19 protein-coding genes are annotated in these 21,749 nt (G+C 67.8%); 4 read left to right on the top strand and 15 right to left on the bottom strand.

Annotation, left to right across the window (positions count from 1 at the left end; genetic code table 11):
• Positions 1 to 11: 11 nt before the first annotated feature.
• From infB to rimP, 4 genes are all read right to left on the bottom strand, one after another.
• Positions 12 to 2,828 carry a translation initiation factor IF-2 gene (gene infB, locus H276_RS0102450; RefSeq protein ID WP_081625378.1) on the bottom strand — a complete coding sequence of 939 codons (2,817 nt, stop codon included), beginning with the start codon at positions 2,826 to 2,828 and terminating at the stop codon, positions 12 to 14.
• Positions 2,829 to 2,929: 101 nt separating this feature from the next.
• Entirely contained in the window at positions 2,930 to 3,151 is a 222-nt protein-coding gene (locus H276_RS25155) for a YlxR family protein (protein ID WP_231376580.1), read from the bottom strand.
• Positions 3,152 to 3,325: 174 nt separating this feature from the next.
• Positions 3,326 to 4,357 carry a transcription termination factor NusA gene (gene nusA / locus H276_RS0102440; protein ID WP_019969719.1) on the bottom strand — a complete coding sequence of 344 codons (1,032 nt, stop codon included), beginning with the start codon at positions 4,355 to 4,357 and terminating at the stop codon, positions 3,326 to 3,328.
• A complete protein-coding gene (gene rimP, locus H276_RS0102435) occupies positions 4,354 to 4,902 on the bottom strand; it encodes a ribosome maturation factor RimP (protein WP_019969718.1) in 549 nt (182 codons plus the stop codon). The genes nusA and rimP overlap by 4 nt, the downstream gene beginning before the upstream one ends.
• Positions 4,903 to 5,091: 189 nt before the next feature.
• Between rimP and H276_RS0102430 the strand changes: the two genes are divergently transcribed.
• Together H276_RS0102430 and H276_RS0102425 are read left to right on the top strand one after the other, a co-directional pair.
• Positions 5,092 to 5,634, top strand: a complete 543-nt coding sequence (locus H276_RS0102430; RefSeq protein ID WP_019969717.1) for a hypothetical protein — start codon at positions 5,092 to 5,094, stop codon at positions 5,632 to 5,634.
• Positions 5,631 to 6,110: a ferritin-like domain-containing protein gene (locus H276_RS0102425; RefSeq protein ID WP_019969716.1), complete on the top strand. Its 480-nt coding sequence runs from the start codon at positions 5,631 to 5,633 to the stop codon at positions 6,108 to 6,110. Before H276_RS0102430 ends, H276_RS0102425 begins: the two co-directional genes overlap by 4 nt.
• 79 nt (positions 6,111 to 6,189) lie before the next feature.
• On the opposite strand, the gene H276_RS0102420 is transcribed toward H276_RS0102425, so the two are convergent.
• The 8 genes from H276_RS0102420 to mqo all read right to left on the bottom strand — a co-directional run bounded on the left by H276_RS0102420 (position 6,190) and on the right by mqo (position 16,917).
• Positions 6,190 to 7,947 (bottom strand): proline--tRNA ligase, encoded by a 1,758-nt coding sequence (locus tag H276_RS0102420; RefSeq protein WP_019969715.1) that lies wholly within the window; start codon positions 7,945 to 7,947, stop codon positions 6,190 to 6,192.
• Positions 7,948 to 8,005: 58 nt separating this feature from the next.
• On the bottom strand, positions 8,006 to 9,526 hold the full coding sequence (locus H276_RS0102415; protein WP_051111371.1) for an MFS transporter: 1,521 nt from the start codon (positions 9,524 to 9,526) through the stop codon (positions 8,006 to 8,008).
• 91 nt (positions 9,527 to 9,617) lie between these two features.
• Positions 9,618 to 10,838, bottom strand: a complete 1,221-nt coding sequence (gene cobA, locus H276_RS0102410; protein WP_019969713.1) for a uroporphyrinogen-III C-methyltransferase — start codon at positions 10,836 to 10,838, stop codon at positions 9,618 to 9,620.
• Between the two features lie 20 nt (positions 10,839 to 10,858).
• Positions 10,859 to 12,241, bottom strand: coding sequence for a cobyrinate a,c-diamide synthase (locus tag H276_RS0102405; protein WP_019969712.1), 1,383 nt, complete (start codon positions 12,239 to 12,241; stop codon positions 10,859 to 10,861).
• A 105-nt stretch (positions 12,242 to 12,346) separates the two neighbouring features.
• Positions 12,347 to 12,961 carry a cob(I)yrinic acid a,c-diamide adenosyltransferase gene (cobO, locus tag H276_RS0102400; RefSeq protein ID WP_019969711.1) on the bottom strand — a complete coding sequence of 205 codons (615 nt, stop codon included), beginning with the start codon at positions 12,959 to 12,961 and terminating at the stop codon, positions 12,347 to 12,349.
• Positions 12,962 to 12,974: 13 nt separating this feature from the next.
• Positions 12,975 to 14,837 (bottom strand): magnesium chelatase subunit D family protein, encoded by a 1,863-nt coding sequence (locus tag H276_RS0102395; RefSeq protein WP_026356505.1) that lies wholly within the window; start codon positions 14,835 to 14,837, stop codon positions 12,975 to 12,977.
• Positions 14,838 to 14,915: 78 nt separating this feature from the next.
• A complete protein-coding gene (locus H276_RS0102390) occupies positions 14,916 to 15,401 on the bottom strand; it encodes a GNAT family N-acetyltransferase (protein ID WP_019969709.1) in 486 nt (161 codons plus the stop codon).
• Positions 15,402 to 15,414: 13 nt separating this feature from the next.
• Complete coding sequence (gene mqo, locus H276_RS0102385; protein WP_019969708.1) at positions 15,415 to 16,917, bottom strand: malate dehydrogenase (quinone); 1,503 nt, start codon at positions 16,915 to 16,917, stop codon at positions 15,415 to 15,417.
• A gap of 179 nt (positions 16,918 to 17,096) precedes the next feature.
• On the opposite strand from mqo, the gene H276_RS0102380 reads away from it, so the two are divergent.
• Positions 17,097 to 18,101 (top strand): alpha/beta hydrolase, encoded by a 1,005-nt coding sequence (locus tag H276_RS0102380; RefSeq protein ID WP_019969707.1) that lies wholly within the window; start codon positions 17,097 to 17,099, stop codon positions 18,099 to 18,101.
• 8 nt (positions 18,102 to 18,109) lie between these two features.
• A complete protein-coding gene (gene mtr / locus H276_RS0102375; protein WP_019969706.1) occupies positions 18,110 to 19,495 on the top strand; it encodes a mycothione reductase in 1,386 nt (461 codons plus the stop codon).
• Here the strand turns inward: mtr and H276_RS0102370 are convergent.
• The 3 genes from H276_RS0102370 to H276_RS0102360 are packed head-to-tail and all read right to left on the bottom strand — an operon-like array spanning position 19,492 to position 21,735.
• The gene (locus H276_RS0102370) at positions 19,492 to 20,586 is read right to left on the bottom strand and encodes a HoxN/HupN/NixA family nickel/cobalt transporter (RefSeq protein ID WP_019969705.1); all 1,095 of its coding nucleotides are present in this window, start codon (positions 20,584 to 20,586) and stop codon (positions 19,492 to 19,494) included. The genes mtr and H276_RS0102370 overlap by 4 nt on opposite strands.
• Before the next feature lie 49 nt (positions 20,587 to 20,635).
• A complete protein-coding gene (locus H276_RS0102365; RefSeq protein WP_036460422.1) occupies positions 20,636 to 20,974 on the bottom strand; it encodes a helix-turn-helix transcriptional regulator in 339 nt (112 codons plus the stop codon).
• A gap of 14 nt (positions 20,975 to 20,988) precedes the next feature.
• Entirely contained in the window at positions 20,989 to 21,735 is a 747-nt protein-coding gene (locus tag H276_RS0102360) for a FadR/GntR family transcriptional regulator (RefSeq protein WP_019969703.1), read from the bottom strand.
• Positions 21,736 to 21,749 lie beyond the last annotated feature (14 nt).

Genomic DNA, 21,749 nt, shown 5'->3' with positions numbered 1-21,749 from the left:
TCGGCCATGTCTTACGTACGCGCCTTCTCGACCAGCTCGTACGTCTCGATGACGTCGCCTTCCTTGATGTCGGAGTAGGTCAGCGTCAGACCACACTCGTAGCCTTCGCGGACCTCGGTGGCATCGTCCTTCTCCCGCTTGAGCGAGGAAACCGTGAGGTTCTCGGCGACCACGACGTTGTCGCGCAGCAACCGGGCCTTGGCATTGCGGCGCATGATCCCGGACTGCACGAGGCAGCCGGCGATGTTGCCGATCCTGGACGACCGGAAGATCGCCCGGATCTCGGCGCGGCCGAGTTCCTTCTCCTCGTAGACCGGCTTGAGCATGCCCTTGAGCGCACTCTCGATGTCGTCGATGGCCTGGTAGATCACCGAGTAGTAGCGGATCTCCACGCCTTCGCGGTTGGCCAGCTCGGTCGCCTTGCCCTCGGCACGGACGTTGAACCCGATGATGATCGCGTCCGAAGCCGACGCCAGGTTGACGTTGGTCTCGGTGACACCACCGACGCCACGGTCGATGACGCGCAGCTCCACCTCGTCGTCGACCTGAATACCCATGAGAGCTTCCTCGAGGGCCTCGACGGTACCCGAGTTGTCGCCCTTGAGGATCAGGTTCAGCTGGCTGGTTTCCTTCAGCGCCGAATCGAGATCTTCCAGGCTGATCCGCTTGCGCGAGCGTGCGGCCAGCGCATTGCGCTTGCGCGCGTTGCGACGATCGGCGATCTGGCGGGCAATGCGGTCCTCGTCGACAACCAGCAGGTTGTCGCCTGCGCCGGGCACCGACGTGAAACCGACGACCTGCACCGGCCGGGACGGCAGTGCCTCTTCGATGTCGTCGCCGTGCTCGTCGACCATCCGGCGGACACGCCCGTAGGCGTCGCCCGCGACGATCGAGTCGCCGACCCGCAGGGTGCCGCGCTGGATGAGCACGGTGGCCACGGGCCCACGGCCACGGTCCAGGTGCGCCTCGATAGCCACACCCTGGGCTTCCATGTCGGGGTTGGCCCGCAGGTCCAGGGCCGCGTCGGCGGTCAGCAGCACCGCTTCGAGCAGCTGGTCGATGTTGGTGCCCTGCCGTGCCGAGATGTCGACGAACATGGTGTCGCCGCCGTAATCCTCGGCCACCAGGTTGTACTCGGTGAGCTGGGCCCGGATCTTCTGCGGGTCAGCGCCTTCCTTGTCGATCTTGTTGACCGCGACCACGATCGGCACATCGGCGGCCTGCGCGTGGTTGATCGCCTCGACCGTCTGCGGCATGACACCGTCGTCGGCGGCGACCACCAGGATCGCGATGTCGGTGGCCTTCGCACCACGAGCACGCATGGCGGTGAACGCCTCGTGACCCGGGGTGTCGATGAAGGTGATGGGCCGGACGTTGCCGTCCAGATCCACCTCGACCTGGTAGGCACCGATGTGCTGGGTGATGCCACCGGCCTCGCCCTCGCGGACATTGGCCTTACGGATGGTGTCGAGCAGCCGCGTCTTGCCGTGGTCGACGTGACCCATGACGGTGACGACCGGCGGACGAATCTGCAGGTCTTCCTCACCGCCTTCGTCCTCGCCATAGGTGAGGTCGAACGATTCGAGCAGCTCGCGGTCCTCGTCCTCCGGGGACACGACCTGCACGACGTAGTTCATCTCGCTGCCGAGCAGCTCGAGGGTCTCATCGCCGACCGACTGGGTCGCGGTGACCATCTCACCGAGGTTGAACAGCGCCTGCACCAGCGATGCCGGGTTGGCGTTGATCTTGTCGGCGAAATCGCTCAACGACGCGCCGCGGGCCAACCGGATGGTCTCGCCGTTGCCGTGCGGCAACCGCACGCCACCGACTACCGGTGCCTGCATCGAGTCGTATTCCTGGCGCTTCTGCCGCTTCGACTTGCGACCACGCTTGGGCGCGCCGCCGGGACGACCGAAGGCACCCGCAGCGCCGCCGCGCTGGCCGGGACGGCCACCACCGCCGCCGCCACCACCGGGACGACCCCGGAAACCGCCGGCAGCTGCTCCGCCGCCACCGGCATTACCACCGGCACCGCCGCCGCGGTAGTTACCGCCGCCGCCACCACCCGGACGACTGCCCTGGCCTGCGCCCGGACGAGGACCACCACCGGGTCGCGGACCGGGGCGCGGGCCGCCACGACCGGGGGCGCCGGCCGCGGGACGCGGAGGCATGTTGCCGGGCGTGGGCCGCGGGCTGCCGGGACGCGGTTGCGGCCGCGGAATGGGCCGCTCCACGGGCTGCTGCGACGAGAACGGGTTGTTGCCGACACGCGGGGTGCGCGGAGCCGGCTTAGGTGCGCTGGACGGTCCGGGACGTGGGCCGGGCGTTGCGCCCGGTGCCGGACGCGAAGCCGCGGACGGCGCGCTGGGCGCGGCGGCCGCGGGCTGAGTCGGCGCGGCGGGCGGTTGCGGGGCTGCGGGCTTGGGTGCCGACGGCCGGGCCGGCGCTGCCGGGGCGGGACTCTCCGGGGCCGGGGCGACCGGAGCCACTGCCGCAGGCGCGGGAGGGGCCGGAGTCGGCCTGGCGGCCGGGCCGGGCGTAGGAGCCGGTGTGCCAGGAGTGGCGACCGGACGCGCCGGACCGGGCGCGGGCACACCGCTGCTCTGGCGGCCGCGAGCCTTCTCGCCGGGCTTGGCGCTGGGCCTGGCCTCCGGCTTGGTCTCGGTCTTCGAACCGAACGATTCGCGCAAGCGACGCGCGACCGGCGGTTCCACGGTGGAAGACGCCGACTTGACGAACTCGCCTTGCTCCTTGAGCTTGGCTAAAAGTTCCTTACTTGTGACACCGAGTTCCTTCGCCAACTCGTGTACACGGGCCTTACCTGCCACTACTTCTCCTCATCTGGAGGCAACAGCGGTGGTAGGCGCCGTGCCTCGGGTTAGCTATGACGCATGGTCATCGAGACTTCACGGTGTGCTCATGTTCTTCGCTACCTGTTCTTCTGACCGGGTGGACGAGCTGACGACTGTTCGACGTACTCGACCACCGCTGAGGTGTCCGGTGAACCGGCGATGCGCAACGCTCGTACGAATGCTCGCCGCCGGACTGCCATCTGTACGCACTGCTGGTCGGGATGCAACCACGCACCTCGCCCGGGCAGGCTTGCCGTTGTGTCAACGGTCACGGCACACTGGCCATTCCCGTCGGTCACCGCGACTACACGAAACAATTCGACGGCCAACTCTCGCTTCCGACACCCGACGCATGTCCGCACCGGTCCGGCAGGACTGCCGGGGTTGCGTCGACGCGTAGAGGTCGGAGACTCGCGCTGGATCACGGCTGAGTCTACCGCCCCGCGGGCTGTGCTCCGAACCGCCGGTCGGCGCTAATGCTCCGGCACCACACGCGAGGCCGTGTCGGAGTCCGATTGTGCGGCGGCATCGCTACGAATATCGATCCGCCAGCCCGTCAATCGGGCCGCCAGCCTGGCGTTCTGGCCTTCCTTGCCGATGGCCAACGACAGCTGGAAGTCCGGCACCACCACCCGCGCCGCGCGTGCCGCCTCGTCGATCACCGACACCGACACGACCTTCGCCGGCGACAGCGCGTTGGCGACGAATCGGCCGGGGTCCTCGTCGAAGTCGATGATGTCGATCTTCTCGCCGGACAACTCGCTCATCACGTTGCGGACCCGCTGGCCCATCGGCCCGATGCACGCACCCTTGGCGTTGAGCCCGGGCACCCGCGAGGCGACGGCGATCTTGGACCGATGGCCGGCCTCGCGGGCCACAGCCACGATCTCGACCGATCCGTCGGCGATCTCGGGCACCTCCAACGAGAACAGCTTCCGCACCAGGTTCGGATGCGTGCGTGACAACGTGATCAGCGGTTCGCGGGCGCCGCGGGTGACCCCGACGACGTAGCAGCGGAGCCGGTCGCCGTGTTCGTAACGCTCCCCCGGCACCTGCTCGGCCGCAGGGATGACCCCTTCGGACCCCTTGGTCTCGGTGCCGATGCGCACGACCACCAGCCCACGGGCATTGGCCCGCGCGTCACGCTGGATGACCCCGGCCACGATGTCGCCCTCATGCGCCGAGAATTCGCCGTAAGTCTTCTCGTTCTCCGCGTCGCGCAGCCGCTGCAGGATCACCTGACGGGCGGTGGTTGCCGCGATCCGACCGAAACCCTCTGGCGTGTCATCCCATTCATGGAGGACGTTGCCGTCCGCATCGGTCTGACGGGCCATGACCTTGACCGCACCGGTTTTCCGGTCGATGTCGATGTAGGCGTCGGGCTCATGCCCTTCGGTATGTCGGTATGCGGTCAGCAGGGCTGATTTGATGGTATCCACGACCACGTCGACCGTGATGCCTTTGTCGGCTTCGATGGCATGCAGCGCCGTCATGTCGATGTTCATGCCCGAGCCCCCTTCCCAGTCTCTCCGACCAACTCCAACTCGCGTTGGCTTGGTGGCGAGAACTCCACTTGGACAACAGCTTTAACAATGTCGGCCGGATTGATCCGGCGCACGGCGAAATCACGCCCGTCCCTGACCACGATCTCGACCGCCTCGTAGTCGGTGCGCCCCACTCTGCCGGTCAGCTGCGAATCGTCGGCCAATGTCAACTCCACCTTGCGGCCGCGGGCCCGACGGAAGTGCTTCTCCTCGGTGAGCGGACGGTCCACCCCGGGCGACGTGACCTCCAGCACATACGGCGTGTCGCCCGCCCGCTGGAGCTGATCGAGCAACTCCGAAGCCGTCCTGGAGAGCGCTGCGAGTGATTCGAGATCGAGACCGGTGTCCCCGTCCGCCACCACGGTGATCCGGGGCGGACGCGCGGCAGCGTCGACGACGACCTGGTCGATTTCGTATCCGGCGCGCGCAAACTCTCCGTCCAGCAGCTCGATCACCTGCTTCTGCGACGGCAAATCCGCAGACCGCAACTTCGGATCCGGTGCCACGGCGAGCTCCTCATCTTGAGTTGTACGGACACGATCCCCAAGCCAAGTCCTGGCAGGCCCCTGGAATCGACTTTCCACGATACGCCAGGGGCAAGGCAGCAATCGGCAGACCAAGTCGGGCACCGGAATGTCGCCAGTGCCACCCGCGCACCTTGCCGGCCTGCTGCGGCCGTGCCGAGCAATGGCAGGATGTTGCACGTGCCGAGTGCCCTACCGAAAATCAGCCGGCGGCGGGCTTTGCTCTCGGCCGCCGCCCTGGCCCTGCTGGGCACCGCCGCCGCAGGCTGCGGGCAACCCCCACCACCGCCGGATCTCGCCGACCTGGCGGCGCAACTGGACCGGGCCCGCGCGGACAGCAAGCTGGCCGCCGACGCGGCCGGTGCCCAGTCGGCGCAGTCGGCGCAGGTGCGGGCATTGGCGGTGGTGGCCGCCGAACGTTCGGCGCACGCCCAGGCGCTCACCGACGAGCTGGTCCGGATGGCCGGCACCAAGGCGCCGACCGCGCAACCGTCGACCTCGTCGGCCACATCGACGGCAGCGGGCACATCGACGGCGGCGGGCAGCCCGGCACCCGCACCGACCGTGGCCGACGTGATCAGCGCTCTCAAGCAGTCCGCGCAGGATGCGGCGCAGCTGGCCTCCCGACTCTCTGGCTACCGCGCCGGTCTCATGGGCTCCATCGCAGCGTCGTGCACGGCTGCCTACACCGTCGCACTCGGCGGTGCGCAATGACGACCACCGAACCACCTTCGGAACCCGCGCGCCCGGCCGATGCCGCCGACCGGGCCCTATTCGACGCCATAGCCACCGAGCACAGCATCATCTACGGCTACGGCATAGTTTCGGCGCATTCGACACCCGACGACAATGCGCTGGTGGCTGCCGCCATGGCCGAACACCGAAACCGTCGCGAAGCGGCCATCGCCATGCTCACCGCCCGATCGGTGTCCCCGCCACTGCCCGCGGCCGGATATCAGCTTCCGATACCAGTGGCCAACCCCACCGACGCGGCGAACCTCGCCGTACGCATGGAGCAGGACGCCGCAGTGGCCTGGCGCGCGGTGCTCGAACAGGCCACCCGCAGCGAGGACCGCGCCTTCGCGGTGACCGCATTGACCCAAGCGGCGGTCACCGCGGCGAAATGGCGTGCGCGGCTGGGCACCTGGCCGGTCACCGTCGCCTTCCCGGGCGGCGCCGAGTCCGGCTGACCCGGCGCCTCCTAGCCCCGCGAACAGTCGCGCGGGTACCCGACACGCCGCTCTACGGGTACCGCCGTGTCTGTTCGCCCTAACCGGCCAGCGCCGCCGAGATCTCCGTGACGGCGTCATCCACCGCGATCTCACGGTTCTCGCCGGTCAACCGGTTGCGGAGTTCGACGGTTCCGTCGGCCCAGCCGCGGCCGACCACCACGATCCACGGCATGCCGAGCAGCTCGGCGTCCTTGAACTTCACACCGGGCGACGCCTTGCGGTCATCGAAGAGCACCTCGTGGCCGAGCCGGTCCAGGCCGGCCACCAGCTCGGTGGCGCCCGCGCGCGCCGCCTCGTCCTTGTTGGCCACCACCACGTGCACGTCGAACGGCGCTACGGAGGCCGGCCAGCGCAGCCCGAACTCGTCGTGCCGTTGTTCGGCGATCACCGCGACCATCCGCGATACCCCGATGCCATACGAGCCCATGGTCAACCGGACCGGCTTGCCATCCTCACCCAGTACGTCGGCGGTGAATGCGTCGGTGTACTTGCGGCCGAGCTGGAAGATGTGACCGATCTCGATGCCACGCGCCGAGGTCAACACACCCGCACCGTCTGGTGACGGGTCGCCGTCTCGGATCTCGGCGGCCTCGATGGTGCCGTCGGCGGTGAAGTCACGGCCCATGACCAGGCCGACGACGTGCTTGTTGAGGGCGTCGGCGCCGGTGATCCACGCCGTGCCGTCCACGATCCTTGGGTCGACGAGATAGCGAACCCCGTTCGCCAGCAACGCTTTCGGTCCAACGTATCCCTTGACCAGGAAGGGGTTCTTGGCGAAGTCGGCGTCATCGAGCAGGGCGAACTCGGCCGGCTCGAGCGCGGCACCCAGCCGCTTCTCGTCGACCTCGCGGTCGCCGGGCACGCCGACCGCCAGCAACTCCCAGTCTCCGCCCGGCTCGCGGGTCTTGAGCAAGATGTTCTTGAGGGTGTCGGCCGCGGTGACCGCTCGGTCCGAGAACTGTTCCAGGCCGGCCGAATTGGCCCAGTCGACCAGTGTTGCGATAGTCGGGGTGTCCGGAGTGTCATGCACCACGGCCGCTGGTTGCCCCTCGATCGGCAGTGGCGCCGGCGCCCGGGTCACGACCGCTTCGACGTTGGCGGCGTAGCCGGATTCGACGCACCGCACGAAGGTGTCCTCACCGACCTCGCTTTCGGCCAGGAACTCCTCCGAAGCACTGCCGCCCATGGCTCCCGAAACCGCCGACACGATCACGTAGTGCACGCCCGCGCGGTCGAAGATCTTCTGGTAGGCCTCGCGGTGCGCGTGGTACGCGTTCTTGAGGCCGTCGTCGTCGATGTCGAACGAGTACGAGTCCTTCATGACGAACTCGCGGCCCCGCAGAATGCCGGCACGCGGACGCGCCTCGTCGCGGTACTTGGTCTGGATCTGATACAGCAGGACCGGGAAGTCCTTGTAGGAGGAGTACTCCCCCTTGACCGTCAGCGTGAAGATCTCTTCGTGCGTGGGGCCGAGCAGATAGTCGTTGCCTCGACGGTCCTGCAACCGGAAAAGGTTGTCGCCGTACTCGGTCCACCGGTTGGTGGTGTCGTACGGGCCCCGTGGCAGCAGGGCGGGCAGGAGGATCTCCTGGCCGCCGATCGCGTTCATCTCGTCGCGGACGATCTTCTCGATCCGGCGCAGAACCCGCAGCCCCAGTGGCAGCCAGCTGTAGATGCCTGGGCCGACCGGACGGACGTATCCGGCCCGGATCAGCAGCTTGTGGCTGGGCACCTCGGCATCGGCGGGGTCGTCGCGCAGAGTGCGCAGGAACAGCTCTGACATACGGGTGATCACAGCCGACAACCTTAAAGCGTGGGGCTCAGTCCCGACTCTGCCAGGTACAGATGCAGGCCTACAGCTCTCCGGCGTCCAGCGCTTCCTTGACGTCCTGCGCATGTGCCACCTGCTCGGCGGTGTAGCCGATGAACAGCGCAGCGCCGCCGACCAGGACCGCCACCGCCGCCACCCACAGCAGGCCGTAGGTGTAGCCGGCGTCCAGCGCGGCGAGCTGCGCCGGGTTCATATTCTTCACCGGGCCGGTGGTGCCGCCCAGGTAGAGCGTGCGCGACGTGATGACGGCCTGAATCACCGACAGCACCAGCGGGCCACCGAGGCTCTGCAGCATCAGCGCGATCGCCGAGGCGGGGCCGATCCGGTCGAAGCCCACACCGGCGATCGCCGCGAGGGTCAGCGGCACCACGATCATGCCGATGCCGATGCCGCCGACCGTGATGGGAATCACCAGGTTCGGAAAGTAGGGGATGCCCGCATGCAGCGTCGAGCCGTACAGCATCGCACCCAATACCAGGATTCCGCCGGCGATGACCAACACCCGCGGCGAGAAGAATCGCACGGCCTGCGAGGACGCTCCGAGCCCGATGCCCATCCCGATCACGAACGGAATGAAGCCGATGCCCGCGTGCAGCGCGGTGTAGCCGAGGATGTCCTGCACATACAGGCCGATCAGCACGGTCAGGGTGAACAGCACACCGCCGGCGAGGAAGATCGCCGCGAAGGTGGCGAGCCGGTTGCGCTCGTGGAACAGATCGAACGGGACCACGGGGTTCTCCGCAGTGCGTTCGGCGATGAGGAAGGCGAGACCGAAGACCGCGGCGGCCGCACCCGAACCGAGCGTGACGGGCGAGAGCCAGCCGCGCTCGGGGCCCTGCGTGAAGGCGAACACCGCGGCCGTGCAGGCCAGCGTGGCCAGCAGCGCACCTGCTGCGTCCAGCTTCATCCGCTCGCGGTGCGTCTCCCGCAGCGCGGTGCGGGCCAGGTAGAGCATCACCAGCCCGATAGGCACGTTGACCATGAAGGCCCAGCGCCAGGACACCTCGGTGAGAGCCCCGCCGACCACCAGTCCCATCACCGACCCGATGGCGGTCATCGCACCGAACACCGCGGTGGCCAGGTTTCGGGCCGGCCCCTTGGGGAACGTGGTGGCGACCAGGGCCAGACCGGTGGGCGAGGCGATGGCGGCGCCGATGCCCTGCAGCAGCCGGGCGGTCACCATGGTGGCCTCGTTCCACGCGCTGCCACACAGGATCGAGGCAATGGTGAACAGCGCGACACCGACGATGAAGGTGCGCTTGCGGCCGATGGTGTCGCCGAGCCGTCCGCCCAGCAGCATCAGACCACCGAAGGTGAGCACGTAGGCCGTGATGACCCAACTGCGTCCGGCGTCGGACAGGCTCAGCTCGTCCTGAATCTTCGGCAGCGCAACGATCGCGACGGTGCTGTCCATGGTGGCGAGCAACTGCATGCCTGCAATGGCGATGACCGCCGACAGGAAACCCCAGGACGGGATCCAGGCCGGGAGCCGCGAGGCAACCCGTTCGCACTGGCCGCCGTCGCTGTCTGCCGCCTGGTACATCGGCAAAACCCGGTCCTCCCCGGCGTCGCGGTCCATTGCTGCGCGCTCTGCGTCATTGAGAGCCGTCATAGAGAATTACCTTACAGTAATCTTAAGAATCCTTTACCCCCGCGAACCCGGCCACAGCCCCTATGACGATGATCGCGGGGGGTCGGATGCCCTCTTCGCGGATCTTCTCCGGCGCGTCCCCGAGCGTGGCCCGCAACGTCCGCTGAGCCACCGTACTTCCGTGCTGCACGACCAGGACCGGCGTATCCGCAGGTCGGCCACCATCGAGCAGGGCCTTGGCGAACAACTCGATGCGTTCGACGGCCATCAGCAGCACGATGGTGCCGCTCATCTGGGCCAGTGCATTCCAATTCACTAACGATTCTGGGTGCCCAGGCGCAACATGGCCGCTGACCACCACGAATTCGTGGGTGAGACCGCGATGGGTGACCGGAACGCCGGTCAACGCAGGAACTGCTATGGCACTGGTCACACCCGGCACGACGGTGACCGGAATCCCGGCTTCGGTGCAGGCCAACACCTCCTCGTAGCCTCGTGCGAACACGAACGGGTCGCCGCCTTTGAGTCGCACCACGAACTTGCCTGCCCTGGCCCGATCGATGAGCACTTGATTGATCGCGTCCTGTGCCATCGCCCGTCCGTAGGGGATCTTGGCGGCGTCGATCACCTCGACGTGCGGCCCGAGCTCGGCGAGCAGATCCTGCGGCGCCAGTCGGTCGGCGACGACGACGTCGGCGCTGGCCAGCAGCCGCCGTCCCCGCACGGTGATGAGTTCGGGGTCTCCAGGCCCCCCACCCACAAGGGCTACCCCGCTGGGCGTCTCCCCCGTCATCTCCGCGGTGATGAGACCGCGTTGCAGGGCCTCGTGGATGGCCGACCGGATCGCCGCGGAACGGCGGTGCTCCCCACCGGCGAGCACACCCACCGACAGTCCGTCGTAGTCGAAGGTTGCCGGGGTGACGGCCGAACCCTCGCGGGCGATGTCGGCACGCACGCAGAAGATGCGGCGTTGCTGGGCCTCAGCGGCGACGGCCGCATTGACAGCACCATCGTCGGTGGCCGCAATCACATACCACGCGCCGTCCAAGTCCCCGGGCCGGAAATCCCGCAGCGCGAGGGTGATCCCAGGCTCATTCTGAGCCAGCGCTTCCACCGCCGGGGTGGCGGCGCGGGCGATGACGTGCACGTCGGCGCCGTTGGCGATCAGCAGTGGCAGTCGGCGCTGGGCAACGGTTCCGGCGCCGACGACAACCACCTTCTTACCGGACAAACGCAGGCCGACGAGATAGGTGTTCTCTGTCATTTTGGCTCCTCGCGTCTGCATCACCCGCCGAGCTTAGAGCGTGCCGCCGCCGCCACGAACCGGGTGATGGCCTCCGGGTGAGCAGCAGGGTGGGTGTGCAGGTAGCCCGCATGCACCCCACCCCGTACGGCCCCATCGGCAACCGGCCGCCGCTGTGCGTCGGTGAACGCCCAGGCCGGATTCCGGGTGTCAGTGAAAGTCACTGCGGTGCGATGGAATTCGTGTCCGGTGACACGATAGCCCGCGGCGTGCAGCGAGGAATCTACAACCGCGACGGCGTCGCGGTATCCGAGGGTCAGCCGTTCGGTGAACCGCGCCGAGCCGGGCAAGACCCCGCACATCGGAATCCCGTCGAGATCATCGAGCAGATAGGTCAGACCGGCGCATTCGGCATGTACCGGCGCGCCACGGCAGGCGAGATCGCGGATCTGCTCGCGCACAACGTCGTTGGCGGACAATTCGGCGGTGAACTGCTCGGGGAAGCCGCCCGGCAGTACCAGCGCATCGGTGTCGGCCGGCAATGGGTCGGTCAGCGGATCGAACTCGACGACGACCGCACCGGCCGCGCGCAGCAGTTCACCGTGCTCGGCGTAGCCGAAGCTGAAGGCTTTGCCTGCCGCGAGCGCAACCGTGATCTCGGCCACCGGCCGGGCAGCGACCGGCGACCACGGCTCGGCGGCCACGTGTGCCGCGGCGACGGAACGCACCGCTGCGAGGTCGACATGACGGGCCACCAGCGCGGTCATCGCCGCCACCGCAGCGGTGGCGCGACGGCCGTGCTCTACGGCCGTGACGAGACCCAGATGCCTTGACGGAACAGATAGTTCGTCGTCGCGCGGGATGACACCGAACACCGGTACCCCGGCTTGCTCACAGGCCTGTCGCAGCACCTGCTCGTGCCGGGCCGATCCGACCCGGTTGAGGATGACCCCGGCAATGTGCACGTCGGGGTCGAAGGTCGCGAAGCCGTGCAGCAGTGCGGCCACGCTGTGACTCTGCCCACGCGCATCGACCACCAGCACCACGGGGGCGCCCAGCAGACCGGCCACCTGTGCGGTGGAACCCCGGGGCGTGCCGTGCATCCGATCATCGATGCGCCCGTCGAACAGTCCCATCACCCCCTCGATGACGGCGATGTCCGCACCGCAACTGCCGTGTCGGTACAGCGGACCGATCAGCTCGGTGCCGACCAGCACCGGATCGAGGTTGCGTCCCGGTCGGCCGGCAGCCAGGGCGTGGTAACCGGGATCGATGAAATCCGGGCCGACCTTGAACGGCGCCACCGTGTCCCCGGCCCGACCCAGCGCGCCGATCAGACCTGTTGCCACCGTTGTCTTTCCGCTGCCTGAGGCCGGTGCAGCGATGACCACCGCCGGCGTCGTGGTGCTGGTTCTGGTGCTCACCTCACCTCAGCACCGCGAGCGTGCACGTCTGTTGCCCGACACGCCGCCTCACACCGGCATCGCCCGCACGCTCGACACCTGCGAGCGTGCGCCATCGCCGTCCTGCTACCACTCGATGCCCTTCTGGCCCTTACGGCCGGCATCCATGGGGTGCTTGATCTTGGCCATCTCAGTGACGAGGTCGGCAGCGCCGACCAGTTCTTGCGGAGCATCGCGACCGGTGATCACCACGTGCTGTGTGCCGGGGCGCGCGGTAAGGGTCGCAACAACATCGGAGACATCCACCCAACCCCACTTGAGCGGGTAGGTGAACTCGTCGAGCACGTAGAAGTCGTGCTGCTCGGCGGCCAGCCTACGGGTGATCTCGGCCCACCCGTCCGCGGCCGCCGCGGCGTGGTCGATGTCGGTGCCGTGCTTGCGAGTCCATGACCAACCCGAGCCCATCTTGTGCCATTCCACCGGCCCACCGGTGCCGTGTTCGTCATGCAGCCGGCCGAGCTCACGGAACGCGGCCTCCTCCCCCACCTTCCACTTCGCGCTCTTGACGAACTGGAACACCGCAACGCGGAACCCCTGATTCCACGCCCGCAGTGCCATACCGAAGGCAGCGGTGGATTTCCCCTTACCCGGCCCCGTGTGCACAGCCAGCAGGGGTGCGTTGCGACGGGCTTTGGTGGTCAGCCCGTCGTCGGGAACGGTCAGCGGCTGGCCCTGAGGCATGGGCGGCCCCTCTCTACGCGGCGTCGGCCCGGGCCGTGACGAGCCGGGTCAGGCTGTCGGCGTGCAGCTGTTCCAGTCGCACGGCAGGGGCGCCGAGTTGATCGGCCAGTTGCCCCGCCAAACCCAGCCGCACGAAAGACGTTTCGCAGTCCACCACGACAGCCGCCGCCCCTTCGGCGACCAGGAGCGCGGCGGCCGTGCGGGTACGGCCCAGCGGGTCGGGACCGCCGGTGGCCCGGCCGTCGGTGAGCAATACCACCAGTGGACGTCGCGCCCGGTCCCGGGCCCGCTCTCGCACCACCACGTCGCGGGCCGCCAATAAGCCTTGTGCCAGTGGGGTTTTCCCGCCGGTGTCGAAACGCGCCAAGCGTCGGCTGGCTATGTGCACCGAGGACGTCGGCGGCAACAGCACCCGCGCGTCCTGCTGACGGAAAGTGATGACCGCGACCTTGTCCCGGCGCTGATAAGCATCGCGCAGCAAGGACAGCGTCGCACCACCCACGGCCGACATGCGATCGCGCGCGGCCATCGACCCGGACGCGTCGACGACGAAGATCACCAGGTTGCCTTCGCGGCCCTCACGGATCGCGCGCCGCACGTCATCGGGCGCCGGGCGGGCCCGGCCCGGCTGCCGCTGCCGACCGGCTGCAGCCAGCAGCGTGCCGAACACGTGCAGGCCCTGCCCGGCACCCGGTTCGGCCGTGGCCGCGATCGGCGTCCCGGTGCGATTGCGTGCCCGCGACCGTCGGCCCGGCGCACCCTCACCGACTCCGGGCACCACCAGCGCCTTGGTCCGGAACACCGCCGCGGGCGGCGCGCTGGGGCGGTTCGGCGCGGACTTCGAATTACCTTGTGAAGGTTGACTTTCCGGGGAAGCACCAGATCCACCACCGCCACCGGGCGGATTGGGGTCTAACTCGGGATCGTCGTCAACGCTCGGCGGTGACGCGGCCTCGGCCGCCTGCGTCATGGCCTCGTCCAGACGTTCGGGATCCAACCCGGGATCATCGAACGGATCGCGGCGACGCCGATGCGGTAATGCCAATTCGGCGGCCACCCGGACGTCTTCTTCCTCGACCGTCATCGCCCCACGCCACGCGGCATGCGCCACCGCCGTGCGGGCCACCACCAGATCGGCCCGCATACCGTCGACGTCGAACGCCGCACACAGTGCAGCAATACGGCGTAATTCATTGTCGGGCAACACAACTGAGTTCACTGCGACCCGCGCCTCGGCGATTTTCCTGGACACCTGCGCGTCGGCCTCGGCGTAACGACGCACGAACGCCTCGGGATCGGCCTCGAAGTCCATCCGGGCCCGGATCACCTCGACCCGCACCTCGACGTCACGCGACGCCGCGACGTCGACCGTCAACCCGAACCGGTCCAGCAGCTGCGGCCGCAGTTCACCCTCCTCGGGGTTCATCGTGCCGATCAGCACGAACCGGGCCTCATGCGAGTGCGAGATGCCGTCGCGCTCAACGTGCACCCGGCCCATCGCGGCGGCATCCAGCAGCACGTCGACAAGATGGTCGTGCAGCAGATTCACCTCGTCGACGTAGAGCACCCCACCGTGGGCCCTGGCCAGCAGACCCGGCGAGAATGCGTGTTCGCCGTCGCGGAGCACCTTCTGCAGATCCAGTGAACCGACCACTCGGTCCTCGGTCGCGCCGATCGGCAGCTCGACGAGCCTCGCATCGTCATCGACCGCAGACAGCACCGTCGCCAGTGCGCGCACCGCGGTCGACTTGGCGGTGCCCTTCTCGCCGCGGATCAGCACCCCGCCGATCTCGGGCCGCACCGCGCACAACACCAAGGCGAGACGTAGTCGGTCCTGCCCGACGATCGCACTGAACGGATAGGCGTGCCGGGTCATGAAGCGCTCGTCAGTCATATCGGCTCCTCGCGCAAGCGCTCGTCGGTCATATCGGCTCCTCGCGCAAGCGCTCGTCAGTCACATCGGCTCCTCGCGCAAGCGCTCGTCGCTACGGGCACCGGGGCGCACCATCGGCACATGCGGGATGCCGTCATCGAGATATTCGTCCCCGTCACGCACGAAGCCGTGGCGGGAGTACATCTCCTCAAGATAGGTCTGGGCGTCGATGTGGCACGGATAGTCGCCGACCTCGGCCAGGGCGGCCTGCATCAGCCGGGCGGCATGCCCCTGGCCACGCGCATCACGCTTGGTGCACACCCGCCCGATCCGAAAAGCCTTCTCCCCTCCGGGATGTTCCTCCATCAGCCGCAGCGTGGAGACCACCTCGCCGTAGCGGTCTTCGAGCCAGAAGTGCCGGGTTTCCGCGAGCAGGTCACGACCATCCAGCTCGGGATATGGGCATGCCTGCTCCACCACGAAAACCTCGATCCGCAGCTTGAGCAACTCGTAAAGCGTTGCGGCGTCGAGGTCCTTGGCCCAGCTGCGACGAGGAGCGACGGTCATATGCCTACCGCCGTCACGCGTCGGCCGGGGTGTCGAGCTGCAACGCCCGGGTACCCCACGCCCACACCTCCTCGTACAGCTTGGGCTCATCGGACAGTTTGGTGCCCAGTGACGGCACCATCTCCTTGAGCTTGGGCGTCCAGCCCGCATAGCGGTCGGCGAAGCACCGTTCGAGCACGTTGAGCATGGCAGGCACGGCGGTGGACGCCCCGGGCGACGCACCCAGGAGGCCGGCGATGCTGCCGTCGGACGCGGAGAGCACAGTGGTGCCGAATTCGAGCACACCGCCGGCGCCGTTACGCCGAATCACCTGCACGCGCTGTCCGGCGACGTCCAGCTCCCAATCGGAATCGACTGCGCTGGGCGCGAATTCACGCAGCGTGTCGACCCGGTCAGCCTCGCTCAGCAACAGCTGGCCGACGAGGTAGTTCACCAGACCGATCTCGGTGAACCCGACCCCCAGCATCGACATGATGTTGTTGGGCTTGACCGACAACGGCAGGTCGGTGACCTTGCCCTGCTTGAGGAACTTGGGTGACCACCCCGCGAACGGGCCGAACAGCAGCCACGACTTGCCGTTGATCACGCGGGTGTCCAGGTGCGGCACCGACATCGGTGGGGCACCCAGTGGGGGCAGCCCGTACACCTTGGCTTGATGTGCTGCGGTCAACGCCGGGTTGTCGGTACGCAGGAATGCCCCACCGACCGGGAACCCGCCGAACCCTTTGGCCTCCGGGATGCCGGATTTCTGCAGCAGCGGCAGCGCCCCGCCCCCGGCGCCGACGAACACGAACTTGGCGTTGATCTTGCGCTTGGTGCCGGTGCGACGGTTGACAACCTTGACCGTCCAACTGCCGTCGGATTCCTTGTGCAGATCGCGCACCTCTTGTCCGAACAGCGTGTCCATACCGCGCTGCGCCGCGAAACCGATCAGCTGGCGCGACAGCGAGCCGAAGTCGATGTCGGTACCGGTCTGGGTCCAATTCAACGCCACCGGGTCGGAGAAGTCGCGGCCCTTGGCCATGAGCGGCAGCCGACGAGAGAACTCATCCTTGTCGTCAATGAACTCCATCGAGGCGAACAGCGGATTTCCCACCAGCGCGTCGTAGCGGCGCTTGAGGTAGTCGACGTTCTGCGCGCCATGCACGAAGCCGACATGCGGGATCGGGTTGAGGAAACTGCGGACATCGGGCAACACGCCGTTCTCGGCCGCGTAGGCCCAGAACTGCCGCGACACCTGGAACTGCTCGTTGATGTTGACGGCCTTGGCGATGTCGATGGTGCCGCCGGTGCTCTCCGGGGTGTAGTTGAGCTCACACAGCGCGGAGTGCCCGGTGCCCGCGTTGTTCCACGGGTCGCTGCTCTCGGCGGCGGCGGCGTCCAGGCGCTCGACGAGGGTGATGGACCAGTCCGGTTCCAGCAGGCGGAGCAACGCACCCAACGTGGCGCTCATGATCCCCGCACCCACCAGGACGACGTCGGTCTTCTCGGTCCCAGCTACCTTTGCGTCAGACACCTGAATCGCTCGTCCTTCATGTTGCGATGTTGCAGCGCGCGTCACTTCGACGGCTGTTTCTCCTGCCAAGATTATCGTGACCCGACCAATCGGTGAGCGGGCGTACCAGTGCTGTCGGTCACCCCAGCAGCCGCTACCGCCAGTAGGGTGAACCCGTGACGTCACGGGAGCCCGTTTGGGTGCCGGATGTACTACCCGGCTTCTGGCAGCACACGATCGCGCTCGGGTCGGATCCTGACGGCGAGGGCGATCTGGTCGCCACGCTGGTGCGCCGGGGTGACGGCGGCACTGCCGGTGGCGCCGGGCATTCGGTCCTGGCCCTGCACGGCTACACCGACTATTTCTTCCACACCGAGCTCGCCGACCGGTTCGCCGAGCGTGGATTCGCCTTTTACGCGATCGATCTGCACAAGTGCGGCCGGTCCCGGCGCGAGGGCCAGACCCCGCACTTCACGACCGACCTGAGCCGTTACGACGCCGAACTGGTCCGGGCGTTGGAGATCATCGCCGCCGACACCGGCGGTGCCCGAGTCTGCCTCTGCGGCCACTCCGCCGGTGGCCTGATCGTGACGCTGTTCCTCGACAGTCTGCGCCACCGCGGCGGGTTGGCCGCCCACAACGTCGGTGGCCTGATCCTCAACAGCCCGTTCTTCGACCTACACGGCCCGGCCATCCTGCGGACCGCACCGACCTCGGCCGCGCTGGTCGCGCTCGCCCGGCTGCGCAAGCTGAGCGTGGCGCGCAAACCCACCGAAGGTGGTTACGGCACGAGCCTGCACCGCGACTACGGCGGTGAGTTCGATTACAACCTCGACTGGAAACCGTTGGGTGGCTTCCCCATCACATTCGGGTGGATCAACGCCATCCGGCGCGGCCAGGCCCGGCTGCACCGCGGGCTGGATGTCGGGGTGCCCAATCTGATCCTGCGGTCAGACCACAGCGTCACCGAAACCCCCGACCCCGCAGCCATCCAGCGCGGCGACGCCGTGCTCGACGTCAGCCAGATCGCTCGGTGGGCCGGGTGCGTCGGCAACCGCAGCACAATCGTCCCGATCACCGACGCCAAGCACGACGTCTTCTTGTCGGTGGCCGAACCGCGGGCCACCGCCTACCGCGAGCTCAACCGGTGGCTGGTCAGCTACCTGGATTCGCAATCACAGTCGAGCGCAATACCTTCCGGATAGAGGTTGACGTGGAGCACTATGACCTGACGATCATCGGCACCGGTTCGGGCAACAGCGTTCTCGACGAGCGCTACGCCGAGAAGAAGGTGGCGATCTGCGAGCAGGGCACCTTCGGCGGCACCTGCCTCAACGTCGGCTGCATCCCGACGAAGATGTTCGTCTACGCCGCCGAAGTAGCCGACACGATCCGCGACAGTGCGAAGTACGGCATCGACTCCCACATCGACAAGGTGCGCTGGCCCGACATCGTGTCACGGGTGTTCGGCCGCATCGATCCGATCGCGGCCGACGGCGAACGGTACCGCCGCTCCGATGAGAACATCACGGTGTACCCCGGACACACCCGATTCGGCCCGAAACTGCCCGACGGTCGCTACACCCTGCGCACCGCGGACGGCGATGAGTTCAGCTCTGACCAGGTGGTCATCGCCGCGGGGTCCCGCATCCGGATCCCACCTGCCATCGCGCAGTGCGGCGTCACGTACTACACCAGCGACGACATCATGCGGATTCCCACGCTGCCCGAGCATCTGGTGATCGTCGGTGGCGGGTTCGTGGCAGCCGAGTTCGCCCACATCTTCTCCGCGCTGGGGGTGCGGGTCACCATCGTGGTCCGCGGCGCCGGCCTGTTGACGCACTGCGACGAGACCATCTGGCGTCGGTTCACCGCGCTGGCCGCCGAAAAATGGGACCTGCGCACCCACGAGAACGTGGTCGGCTCCCACCAGAACGGCGATCAGATCGTTCTGGAACTCGACGACGGCAAGACCCTGCCCGCCGACGTGCTACTCGTGGCCACCGGACGGATTCCCAACGGGGACCTGCTCGACGCCGACCTGGCGGGTGTGGAAGTGGACGAGGACGGGCGGGTGATCGTCGATGACTTCCAACGCACGACAGCGCGTGGAATTTTCGCGCTCGGCGATGTGTCGTCGGAGTACCAGCTCAAGCATGTCGCCAATCACGAGGCCCGGGTGGTGAGGGAGAACCTGCTGCGCGACTGGGACGACACGGGCAACCTCGTGCGCAGCGACCACCGGTTCGTGCCGTCGGCGGTGTTCACCGATCCGCAGATCGCCACGGTGGGCCTGACCGAGGCGGAAGCCCGCGATGCCGGCCACGACCTCGTGGTCAAGGTGCAGAACTATGGCGACACCGCGTACGGCTGGGCTATGGAGGACACCACCGGCATCGCCAAGCTCGTCGGCGAACGCGCCACCGGGAAGATCCTCGGCGCGCACATCATGGGCTATCAGGCGTCGTCGATCATCCAGCCGCTGATCCAGGCGATGAGCTTCGGCCAGACCGCCCACGACGTGGCGCGCGGGCAGTACTGGATCCACCCGGCGCTGCCCGAGGTGATCGAGAACGCGCTGCTGGGGCTCGCCGACTAGGTCTGCGTGCTCCAGCGTTCCTCGATCCGGCCGAACCGCCAGATGGCCAGGGCGGCGATCCAGCTGACCACGAAGATGCCGACGATGGCAAAGCCCGCGAATTCCAGGTCGGCCGACCCGATCACCGCGAGCGGGCCCGAGGTGATGCCGAGACGATCCACCAGCAGACCGGCCAGCACGATGACCCCGATGACCAGCGCGACGATCACCGAGAGCACTGTGACCGTCAGGTTGTAGTACACCTTGCGGACCGGCTGCAGAAATGCCCAGCCGTAGGCCCTCGTCATGAAGATGCCGTCAAGGGTGTCGAACAGACTCATGCCCGCGGCGAACAGCACCGGCAGCACCAGCACCGCATACCACGGCAGGGTGAATGCCGCCGTCCCGGCCGCCAGTACCAACAACGCCACCTGGCTGGCCGTGTCGAATCCCAATCCCATCAGGAACCCGACCGGGTACAGATGCCACGGCTTGTTCACCCGACCCATCACCCGGCCGAGCAGGCGCGCCAGAAAGCCCCGACGGGCGAGCTGGCGTTCGAGCTCCTGCTCGTCGAGTTCGCCGGTGCGCATCGCCCGGAACACCTTGGCGATCCCCACTGCGGCAATCAGATTCGTCAGCCCGATCAGGATCAGGAACGTTCCGGCCACCAGCGAACCGATCAAGCCAAGGGTCTGCAACATCGGCGAGCCCTCGTCCTGGACCGGGCCGACCAGCGCCCGCACACCCAGCGCCAGCAACAACGCCAGGCCGAACACCACACTCGAATGTCCCAGCGAGAACCAGAAACCCGCAGACAGTGACCGGGTGCCCTCCCCGACCAGCTTGCGGGTGGTGTTGTCGATGACGGCGATGTGGTCGGCATCGAAGGCGTGCCGCACGCCGAGCAGATAGGCGGTGACGCCGAGGCCCACACCGAACACCCCGGCCGATCCGAGCGTGATGTGTTGCGGCGCCACGCCGATCACGAGCACACCCCAGCCGATGATGTGCAGAAGTGCCACGAACCCGCCGGTGGCGGCGATCGACACCCAGTCGGCACGGTCGAAGCGGGTGGGGGTGGTGCTCTCGGTCAACGTGCCGATGCTCATCGACCGAGCGTAGAACTCATCTTTTCATCTGTCTAGATAAACAGGTAATTCAGCCGTGCCGTGCGCCGAGCCAGTGCAGCAGATCGTGGACCACCTCGTCCTCCAGGCGGTAACTGACCATCCGCCCCACCCGGACCGAGCTCACCCAGCCCTGATCACGGAGCACCCGAAGGGCCTGCGAGACGGCATTTTCCGAGCGTCCCAGCGCGGCGGCCAGGTCTCCGACGCAGATGCCGGGCGCCTTGTGCAGGCACAACAGGATCTCGAGTCGGTGCGGATCGGACAGCAGGTCGAACCGCCGCGCCCAGCCCACGGTGTCGACGTCTGCCAACGCTGAGGTCGCCCGGTCGATCTGCACCTGGCTTTCGGGCTGGTCCACGCTTCGAATGTAGCCCAGCGCGGTCAGTCCAAGAAGCCGTGCAACAGCGCGGCCGACCCGGTGACGTGGGCCAGCATCGCCGCGGCCGCGCTGTCGGCATCGCCGGCCAGGATCGCGATGACGATGGCCTCGTGCTGTTCGTCGGAGTGCGCGATGTTGCGCACCAGCAGCGGGATCTGGTCGAGCAACGCATTGAGCCGCATCCGGTTCTCGGCAACCAGCGGCACCAGCGATGGCACACCGGCGGCCTCGGCGATTGCCAGGTGCAGCCGCGAATCCAGCCGCCGATAGTCATCCGGCGGCGCACCCCGGACATCGGCCAGTCGCGAGAACAGTCCGTCGCGTTCGGCCGCGCTGAGCGTGCGCCCGGCCGCCATCCTGGCCGCTCCCACCTCGAGGATCTCCCGCAGCCGCAGCGCGTCGTCGATCTCCCCCCGACCGGGCCGGGCCACCTCGGTGGGGTGCCGCGGCAACTGCTCGGACAGGAACGTGCCGCCGTACCGGCCGCGCCGGGACACCAGATATCCGGCGTCGGCCAGCGACTTGATCGCCTCCCGCACGGTGTCGCGGCTGACCCCGAGCCGGGCGGCCAGTTCGCGTTCCGGCGGCAGCGATTCACCGGGTGCCAGCACGCCGAGGCGGATGGTCTCCAGCAGCCGGCCCACGGTTTCCTCGAACGCATTGCCCAGCCGGACCGGCCGCAGCAGAGAATCGGCCGTGACCTCCGCGGCGGAAGCGGCCGGTTGCTGCGAGTCCGGTTCGGCTGTCATGGCGAGCTACCAGG

Origin of the sequence: Mycobacterium sp. 141 (assembly GCF_000382405.1) — a bacterium.
Lineage (GTDB): Bacteria > Actinomycetota > Actinomycetes > Mycobacteriales > Mycobacteriaceae > Mycobacterium.
Note: the sequence above shows the minus strand (reverse complement) of the source record. Positions and strands in the feature narration are given on the sequence as shown.

Bases quoted from the DNA above. Each gene is read 5' to 3' on its own strand.
- nusA (WP_019969719.1), bottom strand. From the start codon at position 4,357: ATGAACATCGACATGACGGCGCTGCATGCCATCGAAGCCGACAAAGGC.
- H276_RS0102430 (WP_019969717.1), top strand. From the start codon at position 5,092: ATGTTGCACGTGCCGAGTGCCCTACCGAAAATCAGCCGGCGGCGGGCT.
- H276_RS0102425 (WP_019969716.1), top strand. From the start codon at position 5,631: ATGACGACCACCGAACCACCTTCGGAACCCGCGCGCCCGGCCGATGCC.
- H276_RS0102415 (WP_051111371.1), bottom strand. From the start codon at position 9,526: ATGTACCAGGCGGCAGACAGCGACGGCGGCCAGTGCGAACGGGTTGCC.
- cobA (WP_019969713.1), bottom strand. From the start codon at position 10,838: ATGACAGAGAACACCTATCTCGTCGGCCTGCGTTTGTCCGGTAAGAAG.
- cobO (WP_019969711.1), bottom strand. From the start codon at position 12,961: ATGCCTCAGGGCCAGCCGCTGACCGTTCCCGACGACGGGCTGACCACC.
- H276_RS0102395 (WP_026356505.1), bottom strand. From the start codon at position 14,837: ATGACCCGGCACGCCTATCCGTTCAGTGCGATCGTCGGGCAGGACCGA.
- H276_RS0102390 (WP_019969709.1), bottom strand. From the start codon at position 15,401: ATGACCGTCGCTCCTCGTCGCAGCTGGGCCAAGGACCTCGACGCCGCA.
- H276_RS0102370 (WP_019969705.1), bottom strand. From the start codon at position 20,586: ATGAGCATCGGCACGTTGACCGAGAGCACCACCCCCACCCGCTTCGAC.
- H276_RS0102360 (WP_019969703.1), bottom strand. From the start codon at position 21,735: ATGACAGCCGAACCGGACTCGCAGCAACCGGCCGCTTCCGCCGCGGAG.